This window comes from Methylibium sp. T29-B, from assembly GCF_000576225.1.
GTDB lineage: Bacteria > Pseudomonadota > Gammaproteobacteria > Burkholderiales > Burkholderiaceae_C > Methylibium > Methylibium petroleiphilum.
On sequence record NZ_AZSN01000152.1, the window covers coordinates 1 to 8,465 of the forward strand.

The 8,465-nt window shown below is 71.4% G+C and carries 9 protein-coding genes and 1 pseudogene; 9 read left to right on the top strand and 1 reads right to left on the bottom strand.

The features are described from left to right. A pseudogene (locus tag Y694_RS22745) lies at positions 1 to 218 on the top strand (MFS transporter); the annotation flags it as partial. A gap of 5 nt (positions 219 to 223) precedes the next feature. On the opposite strand, the gene Y694_RS17690 reads toward Y694_RS22745, so the two are convergent. Beyond that, a complete protein-coding gene (locus tag Y694_RS17690; protein WP_036234906.1) occupies positions 224 to 2,053 on the bottom strand; it encodes a glutamine--tRNA ligase/YqeY domain fusion protein in 1,830 nt (609 codons plus the stop codon). A gap of 193 nt (positions 2,054 to 2,246) precedes the next feature. On the opposite strand from Y694_RS17690, the gene Y694_RS17695 reads away from it, so the two are divergent. From Y694_RS17695 to Y694_RS17730, 8 genes are all read left to right on the top strand, one after another. Then, on the top strand, positions 2,247 to 2,627 hold the full coding sequence (locus tag Y694_RS17695; protein WP_011828914.1) for a hypothetical protein: 381 nt from the start codon (positions 2,247 to 2,249) through the stop codon (positions 2,625 to 2,627). An 81-nt stretch (positions 2,628 to 2,708) separates the two neighbouring features. Beyond that, positions 2,709 to 3,014 (top strand): phosphopantetheine-binding protein, encoded by a 306-nt coding sequence (locus Y694_RS17700; RefSeq protein WP_011828915.1) that lies wholly within the window; start codon positions 2,709 to 2,711, stop codon positions 3,012 to 3,014. Between the two features lie 16 nt (positions 3,015 to 3,030). Next, a complete protein-coding gene (locus tag Y694_RS17705) occupies positions 3,031 to 3,681 on the top strand; it encodes a hypothetical protein (RefSeq protein WP_036234908.1) in 651 nt (216 codons plus the stop codon). Next, the gene (locus Y694_RS17710) at positions 3,678 to 5,078 is read left to right on the top strand and encodes an AMP-binding protein (protein WP_036234910.1); all 1,401 of its coding nucleotides are present in this window, start codon (positions 3,678 to 3,680) and stop codon (positions 5,076 to 5,078) included. The genes Y694_RS17705 and Y694_RS17710 overlap by 4 nt, the downstream gene beginning before the upstream one ends. Further along, entirely contained in the window at positions 5,075 to 5,395 is a 321-nt protein-coding gene (locus Y694_RS26150) for a 3-hydroxyacyl-ACP dehydratase (protein ID WP_231497752.1), read from the top strand. Before Y694_RS17710 ends, Y694_RS26150 begins: the two co-directional genes overlap by 4 nt. Further along, the gene (locus Y694_RS17720) at positions 5,392 to 6,357 is read left to right on the top strand and encodes an acyl-CoA synthetase (RefSeq protein WP_011828919.1); all 966 of its coding nucleotides are present in this window, start codon (positions 5,392 to 5,394) and stop codon (positions 6,355 to 6,357) included. The genes Y694_RS26150 and Y694_RS17720 overlap by 4 nt, the downstream gene beginning before the upstream one ends. Next, positions 6,341 to 6,979: a LolA-related protein gene (locus Y694_RS17725; RefSeq protein ID WP_148210908.1), complete on the top strand. Its 639-nt coding sequence runs from the start codon at positions 6,341 to 6,343 to the stop codon at positions 6,977 to 6,979. The genes Y694_RS17720 and Y694_RS17725 overlap by 17 nt, the downstream gene beginning before the upstream one ends. After that, a partial coding sequence (locus Y694_RS17730; RefSeq protein WP_036234916.1) for an MMPL family transporter occupies positions 6,979 to 8,465 on the top strand: 1,487 nt, incomplete at its 3' end. The genes Y694_RS17725 and Y694_RS17730, both read left to right, overlap by 1 nt.

Sequence of the window (8,465 nt, forward strand, 5' to 3'; positions counted from 1 at the left end):
GCCGCCGAGCGGGGCCGCAGCGGGCGCGAGGGCTGGTGCTCGGCACGATGTTCGCGATGCTGGCGCTGGCAACGCTGCTGCGCATCGGCGCGGTACTGGCCGGCGTGCAGGCCGATGCCGCGCGGGCCGCTGCGCTGGCCTGGATGCCCGCCGCGCTGTGGGGCATCGGAGGCGTGCTCGTTGCGCTGCTCGCGCGCCGCAGCGCGCGGCCGGACTGAGTGGCCTATTTGCCCCAGGAGTCCTTCAGGCCAGTGATGCGGTTGAAGACGGGTTGGCCCGTCCGGTGGGCCTTCGAGTCGGCGACGAAGTAGCCGTGTCGCTCGAACTGCAGACGTGACTCGGGCATCACCCGACCGACCGATGCCTCGACGTAGCCGGCCACCACGCGCCGGCTGTCCGGATTCAGCACCGTCAGGAAGTCGCGCCCGCCGGCGTCGGGTTGCGCCTCGGTGAACAGGCGGTCGTAGAGCCGCAGCTCGGCCGGCACCGCCTCGTGCACGCCCACCCAGGTGATCGTGCCCTTGACCTTCACCGCGTCGGCGCCGGGCGTGCCGCTCTTGGTGTCCGGCACCACCGTGGCGAGCACCGCGACGATGCGGCCGTCGGCGTCCTTCTCGCAACCGGAGCACTCCACCACCACGCCGTACTTCAGCCGCACCTTGTTGCCGGGGAATAGGCGGAAGAATCCCTTCGGCGGCTGCTCGGCGAAGTCGCCGCGCTCGATCCAGACCTCGGGGCCGAGCGTGAACTCGCGCGAGCCCAGCTCGGGCAGGTGAGGGTGGGCCGGCGCGTGGCAGGGCTCCAGGTGGTCGGCGCTGCCGAACACCTCGGCCCAGTTCGTGAGCTTGAGCTTCAACGGATCGAGGACAGCCATCGCGCGCGGCGCCTTGCCTTCCAGGTCGTCGCGCAGTGCGGCGTCGAGCGTGGCGTAGTCGATCCAGCTGTAGTCTTTGCTGACGCCGATGCGCTCGCAGAACAGCTGAATGCTCTCGGGCGTGTAGCCGCGCCGGCGCAGTCCGACGAGGGTGGGCATGCGCGGGTCGTCCCAGCCGTCAACGTGGCCCTCGTCCACCAGTTGCTTGAGCTTGCGCTTGCTGGTGACCACGTAGGTCAGGTTGAGCCGCGCGAATTCGTGCTGGTGCGGCCGCGGCTGCGCCAGCAGGCCCAGCGTGCACAGCGTGTCGAGCAGCCAGTCGTAGAACGGGCGCTGGTCCTCGAACTCCAGTGTGCAGATGCTGTGGGTGATGCCCTCCAGCGCGTCCTCGATCGGGTGCGCGTACGTGTACATCGGGTAGATGCACCAGGTGTCGCCGGTGTTATGGTGCGTCGCGCGCTTGATGCGGTAGATGGCCGGGTCGCGCAGGTTGATGTTGGGCGAGGCCATGTCGATGCGCGCGCGCAGCACCGCGGCGCCGTCGGCGAGCTGGCCGTCGCGCATGGCCCGAAAGCGCGCCAGGTTCTCGGCCGGCGTTCGGCTGCGGAACGGGCTGTCGGTGCCGGGCGTGTTGAAGTCGCCGCGCGTGGCGCGCATCTGCTCCGCGCTCTGCTCGTCCACGTAGGCGAAGCCCGCGGTGACCAGGGCCTCGGCGGCGCGGTACATGAAGTCGAAATAGTCGCTGGCGTAGTACAGGTGCTCCACCGGCGTCTCGGGGTGGGCGGGATCGCGCCCCTGCCAGTCGAAGCCGAGCCACTTGACGGCGTCGACGATGGCGTCGACGTACTCCTGCTCTTCCTTCTCGGGATTGGTGTCGTCGAAACGCAGGTGGCACACACCGCCGTAATCGCGCGCCAGCCCGAAATTCAGGCAGATGCTCTTCGCGTGGCCCACGTGCAGGTAACCGTTGGGCTCGGGCGGGAAACGGGTACGGATCTTCGCGGCGTCGAGCGGTGCGCCGGCGTGGTGGGCGGCGTCGCCGGGCGATCCGGCGTGGCGGCGACCGGCGTAGGTGCCGGCTTCCAGGTCGCGCTCGATGATGCCGCGCAGGAAATTGCCGGGGCGGTGCGGCTCGGCGGAGGCGTCGCCCGGGCCGGGCTTCTTGGGAGCGTGGTTCATGGCGGGCGGGAAAGGGAAGCGGTCATTCTAAGGAGCGCCCTCGTGCCGGCGCCGGAGCGTTGCATTCACAAAACTTCACCCGTTTTCTTGCATCTGGATACGGATCGCTGTGAACCTGACCAGGGGCTGACCCGTTCTTAGCAGCAAGGACATGAAAACCTTCCCCTTGGAAGCGTCCTGACAAGGAGACCGTATGAAGCAAGCGATCCGCAAGACCCTGGCCGTCGCCGCACTCGGCCTCGCCGGGCTGGCCGCCACCGGTGCGGCGCATGCCGGCGGCGTGAACTGGCACATCGGCATCAACCTGCCGGGCATCTTCTATCCGGCGCCGCCGGTGGTCTACGCACCGCCACCGGTGGTCTACGCACCGCCACCGGTCGTCTACGCCCCGCCGCCGCCGGTTTACTACCGCCCGGCGCCCATCGTCTACCAGCCGGCACCGGTCTATGTGCAACCGGCACCGCGCGGCTACTGGCGTGAGGGCCGCTGGCACGACCACGGTCGTCGAGACGGCTACCGCGATGGCTATCGCGATCGCAACGGCGACGGGCGGCCCGACCGCTACCGCTACTGAGCGACCGACCGGCCCAGCCGGTCGGTCGAGCGGCCTCCCTTAGAATTCAGGCCCATCGAGATCGTGCCATCAGGGAGTCGCGTGCCGTCCGTCCAAGTCACCCCGTCCGCTGCCGGCGCAACGCTGGAACAGTCCGCATCGGAACATGAACTGGCGGTGCTGCTGGTCGAAGCGTTGAACCTGGAGGTCGCACCGGCCGACATCGATCCGAACGCGCCGCTGTACGGCGAAGGCCTCGGCCTCGATTCGATCGACATCCTCGAAGTCGCGCTCGAGGTCTCCCGGCGCTACGGCTTCCAGTTGCGATCCGACGACGAGAACAACCAGCTGATCTTCCAGTCCCTGCGCAGTCTTGCGACGCATGTCGCGAAACACCGCAGCACCTGAGAGCCAGAGCGTCCCCATGCCGAACGGGCGCCTCAGTCTCGGGCTGCTGGCGGCAGCGGCCTACGCAGTCCTTTCCCACTGGCTGATGGTGCACGCGGCCAATCGGCCGTGGGCCATCGCGGCGCTGTTCGGTCCGCTGCTGCTGGCGGCGCTGGGCTTCGCGCTGCGGCAGCGCAACGGGCCGCTGCTCGCGGGGCTCGCGTTCGCGCTGCTCGGGCTCTATGGCATCGTCGAGCGCGGCGGCGTCGGCGACGTGAACCGGTTGTACGTGCTGCAGCACGCCGGCATCCATTTCGCGTTGTTCGTCAGCTTTGCGGCCTCGCTACGGCCGGGGCGGCTGTCACTGATCGGCGGCGTGGCGCAGCGCGTGCACGGCGGATCGCCGCTGTCGCCCGAGATGGTGCGCTACACCGGCAAGGTCACGCGCCTGTGGGCCGGTTACTTCCTCGCGATGACGTTGGCCTCGCTGTGCGTCTATGTGCTGGCACCGTGGAGCGTCTGGTCGCTGCTCGCCAACCTGGTCACGCCGGTGCTGATCGCCGCATTGTTCGTCGGTGAACACCTGCTGCGCTACCGCCTGCACCCCGAATTCGAACGCGCCACGCTGGCCGCGGCCGTGCGCGCCTACAGCCACAAGCCGGTGAACGGCGACGCCGCGGGGCGATGAGCGAGGTGGTCGCCTTGAGCACTGCCGGGCCCGCGTTGCTGCCGCTGATCGAACGCGCCGACCTCGACGCGCCGCTGGCCTGGCGCGCGGGTGTCGCTGTCAGCGCGCGCCGGTTCCTGGCCGACGTGGCGGCGCAGGCCGCATGCTTGCCGGCCGCCGGCCCGCTGGTCAACCTGTGCGGCGACCGCTATCGCTTCGCGGTCGGCCTGGGCGCAGCGCTGCTGCGCGGTCGGACCAGCCTGTTGCCGCCGAACGCGCTGCCCGACACGCTGTCGCGCCTGCGCGGGTCCTGGCCAGCGCTCGAAGCCTTGACCGACGATGAAGCGCTGGAAGTCGACGGCGTGCCGCTGCTGCGGGCGTTGACCGATGCGGAGACGCCGGGTTCGGCAACGGTGCCGCGCATCGCGGCCGACCTGGAAGCCGCCTGCCTGCTGACCTCGGGGTCCACCGGCGAGCCGCAGCCGCACGCGAAATCCTGGGGTGCAGTGGTCGCCAACATCCGGGCCGCGTCGCTGCGCCTCGCCGAGGTGCTGGAGCGCCCGTCGCTGGCCGGCCTGAACCTCGTGGCCACGGTGCCGGCGCAGCACAGCTACGGCTTCGAGTCGAGCGTGCTGCTGGCCCTGCTGGGTGGTGCGGCCTTGGACAGCGGGCGGCCGTTCTACCCGGCCGACATCGTTCAGGCGCTGGCGCGCCTGCCGCGACCGCGCGCGCTGGTCACCACGCCGTTTCACTTGAAGACGCTGCTGCTGTCCGGCGTGGCGCTGCCGTCGACCGACCTGCTGCTGTGCGCGACCGCGCCGCTGTCGCCGCAGCTCGCGCTGCAGGCCGAGCGCGCCTTCGGCGGGCCGCTGGTCGAGATCTATGGTTGCACCGAGGCCGGGCAGGTGGCGACGCGCCGCACGGTGCATGGCGAGTCGTGGCAGACCTTCGGCGCGCTGCGCGTGCACAGCGAAGGCGAGGGCGAGTCCGAGCGCTTCATCGTCGACGGCGGCCACGTGCTGCAGCCGACGCCGCTCGCCGACGTGCTGGAGCTCGAAGGCGCGCAGCGCTTCCGGCTGCTCGGGCGCGCCAACGACCTGATCCACGTGGCCGGCAAGCGCAGTTCGCTGGCGCATCTGAACTACCACCTCAACAGCATCGAGGGTGTGGTCGACGGCGCCTTCTGGCTGCCCGAGGACGTGGCCGACGGCGTGGTCCGGCCGGTGGCCTTCGTCGTGGCGCCGGGACTGAGCAGCGCGCGGATCATCGCGGCCCTGCGTGCACGGCTCGAGGCGGTGTTCGTGCCGCGCCGCGTGCTGCACGTCGATGCGCTGCCGCGCGAGGCGACCGGCAAGCTCACCAGCGGTGCGCTGGCGCAGTTCGCGCGGGCACGGCTCGACCGGCAGGCCGCACCGTGAACGAACCGGCCGTGCACCTCACGCGCCGCGTGGCGCACGACCATCCGGCGTTCGCCGGGCATTTTCCGGGGCAGCCGCTGTGGCCCGGCGTGCTGTTGCTGGCCGAAGTGATGGAGGCGTTGCAGGCCGCGCCGGCACTGGCGGCGCGCCTGGGCGAGCGGCCGACGCTGGCGCAGGCGAAGTTCCTCGCGCCGGTAGGCCCGGGCGACACGCTGGTCGTGTTGCTGTACGACGAGCCGCGCGGCCTGCGCTTCGAGCTGCGGCGCGGTGAGGTGCTGGCGGCCAGCGGCCTGCTGCTGCCGGAGGCCGCGGCATGAGCGCGGGCTCGCACACCAGCCGCCACGGCGATGCCGTCCCGGCCGACTGGACCCGCGAACCCGAGCGCAGCAACGCGACCGCGCTGCGCGTGATGAGCTGGATCGCGCTGCACTGCGGGCGACGCGTCGCACGCTGGGTGCTGCACCCCATCACGCTGTACTTCCTGCTGTTCGCGGCTGGCCCTCGGCGCCACTCGCGCCGCTACCTGGGCCGCGCACTGGGGCGTCCCGCCCGACTGGCCGATGCCTATCGGCAGGTGCATGCCTTCGCGTCGACGATCCTCGATCGCGTCTACTTCCTCAGCGGGCGCATGGACCTGTTCGATGTGCAGGTGCACGGCGAATCGCTGATCGACGCCACGCTGGCCGACGGCCGAGGTGCTTTCCTGGTGGGGGCGCACCTGGGCAGCTTCGAGGCGCTGCACGTGGTGGGCCGCACGCGCCCGGCGCTGCGCATCGCGATGGTGATGTACCCCGACAACGCCCGCCTCATCAACAGCGCGCTGGCCGCGGTGGCACCCGACTTCCGGGCCGACATCATCGCGCTCGGCCGCATGGACTCGATGCTGGCGATCCGCGACTGGCTGGACGCCGGCGGGTTGGCCGGCATGCTGGCCGACCGCTCGCTGCCCGAAGGCAGCTCGACCCGCTCGAGCAGCGTCAGCCTGCCGTTTCTCGGGCAGCCTGCGGAATTCAACGACGGCCCGTTCCGGCTCGCCGCGCTGCTGCGACGGCGCGTCGTGTTCATGACCGGGCTCTACCTGGGCGGCAACCGCTACGAGGTCCGCTTCGCGCCGCTGGCCGATTTCAGCGAGCGTGCCGGTGACCCGGCCGAGCGCGAGCGGCAGATCCGAGCGGCGCTGCAGGCCTATGCCGATCGGCTCGAGGCACTGTGCCGTGAACACCCCTACAACTGGTTCAATTTCCATGACTTCTGGCGCGAGGATGCACCCCGTCGTTGAACGACGCCGCTGCCTGCATCGCCTCGTGCAGGTGGGGGCCTGGCTGGCGCTGGGAGCGCCCGGCGTGGCGTCGGCCGCGGGGCCGGTCTTCGAGTTGCCGGAGCTGATGGCGCTGCTGGCCCGCCAACGCAGCGGCGAAGCCCGCTTCACCGAACTGCGCCATGTGCAGGGCCTGGATCAGCCGCTGGAAGCCAGCGGCACGCTCAGCTTCGCGGCGCCGGACCGCTTCTCGCGGCAGACGCTGAAGCCGCGCCCCGAATCGATGGTGGTGGAGGGCAACACGCTCACCATCCAGCGCAGCGGCCGCAGCCGCAGCTTCGCGCTCGACGCGACGCCCGAACTGGTGGCGCTGGTGGAGGCGGTGCGCGGCACGCTGACCGGCAACGCGCAGACGCTGACGCGCTATTTCCGCACCACGCTCGCTGGCAGTGCGGACAAGTGGACGCTCGACCTCGTGCCGGCCGACAGCCGGCTGGCGGGCCAGGTGCGCAGCGTGCGCATCGCCGGCCAGCAGGGCGCGCTGTACAGCATCGAGATGCTGCTGGTGGGCGGTGACCGCTCCGTGATGAGCATCGAACCGCTGCCCGCCAGCGCGTCGGCCTCGGCCCCGGTGCGGCCCTGATGCGTCCCGCCACGCCGTGGCCGCATCGGCGCGCCTGGATCGTGCTGACGCTGTGGCTCGCCGGCATGCTGGCGGGGGGCGCGCTGATTGCCCGCACCGGCTTCAGCACCGACCTGTCGGCCTTCCTTCCGGCGCGCCCCGATGCGAGGCAGCGCGTGCTGATCGAGCAATTGCAGAACGGCGTGGCGGCCCGCACGCTGCTGGTCGGCATCGACGGTGGCGATGCCGCGCAGCGGGCCCAGGCCTCGCGCACGCTGGCCGCGGCCCTGCGTGACAGCGGCCGTTTCGACCAGGTACAGAACGGCGATCGCAGCCCGGGCTCCGGCGAATGGGCCGCCGCCGGCACGTGGCTGGTCGAGCATCGCTACCAGCTCAGTCCGGCAGTGACGCCGGAGCGGTTCAGCGTCGCGGGGCTGCGGAACGCGATCGACGAGACGCTGTCGCTTCTGGGCACACCGGCCGGCAACGCGGTCAAGCCGCTGCTCGAGCGCGATCCGACCGGCGAGATGCAGCGCATCGCCGAATCGCTGATCCCGGCCAGCGCGCCGCGCAGCGAGGAGGGCGTCTGGGTCGCCCGCACCGCGCCGCGCGCCTTGCTGCTGCTCACCACGCACGCCGCCGGCGCCGATCTCGACGGCCAGGCCGACACGGTGGCGCAGGTGGAGCGGGCCTTCGCGCCGCTGGCCGCGCAGGGGCTGACGCTTCAGCTCAGCGGCGCGCCGGTGTTCGCGGTGCACAGCCGTGCGCAGATCGAGCACGAGGCCATCCAGCTGGCCCTCGTCGGCAGCCTGGTGATGGGCAGCCTGCTGCTGCTGGCGTTCGCATCGCTGCCTGCACTGGCGGTGGCGCTGCTGCCGGTGGCGACCGGCATCGTCGCCGGCATCGCGGCGGTGAGTGTCGGCTTCGGCACGGTGCACGGTTTCACGCTGGCCTTCGGCAGCACGCTGATCGGCGAGGCGGTCGATTACGCGATCTACTACCTGATCCAGGCGCGCGGGGCCGCGGCACCCGGCGGCGGCTGGCAGCGCTGGTTGAAGGACAACTGGCCCACGGTGCGGCTGGGCCTGCTCACGTCGGTGTGCGGCTTCGCGGCACTGGCGTTCTCGGGCTTTCCGGGCCTGGCGCAGCTGGGGGTGTTCTCGATGGCCGGGCTCACCGGTGCCGCACTGGCGACTCGCTTCGTGCTGCCGGTGCTGGTGCCCGACGGCGCGGCCGGGCGAGGGCTGCGTCAGTCGATGGGTCGCTGGGCCGGCGCCGTGCTGCGGCGGTTGCCGCGGCTGCGCGTGGCCTTCTTCCTGCTCGGCGCCGCGGCGTTGCTGTTGCTGGCGACGCGCAGCGAGCCGCTGTGGCGCGGAAGCCTCTCTTCGCTCAGCCCGGTGCCGCCGGCGGCGCTGGCGCTGGCCGAGCAGCTGCGGGCCGATCTCGGTGCCGACACGGCGCGCACGCTGGTGGTCGCCACCGGCGCCGATCCGCAGGCTGCCCTGCG

Bases quoted from the DNA above. Each gene is read 5' to 3' on its own strand.
- Y694_RS17705 (WP_036234908.1), top strand. From the start codon at position 3,031: ATGCCGAACGGGCGCCTCAGTCTCGGGCTGCTGGCGGCAGCGGCCTAC.
- Y694_RS17695 (WP_011828914.1), top strand. From the start codon at position 2,247: ATGAAGCAAGCGATCCGCAAGACCCTGGCCGTCGCCGCACTCGGCCTC.
- Y694_RS17725 (WP_148210908.1), top strand. From the start codon at position 6,341: ATGCACCCCGTCGTTGAACGACGCCGCTGCCTGCATCGCCTCGTGCAG.
- Y694_RS17720 (WP_011828919.1), top strand. From the start codon at position 5,392: ATGAGCGCGGGCTCGCACACCAGCCGCCACGGCGATGCCGTCCCGGCC.
- Y694_RS17690 (WP_036234906.1), bottom strand. From the start codon at position 2,053: ATGAACCACGCTCCCAAGAAGCCCGGCCCGGGCGACGCCTCCGCCGAG.
- Y694_RS17710 (WP_036234910.1), top strand. From the start codon at position 3,678: ATGAGCGAGGTGGTCGCCTTGAGCACTGCCGGGCCCGCGTTGCTGCCG.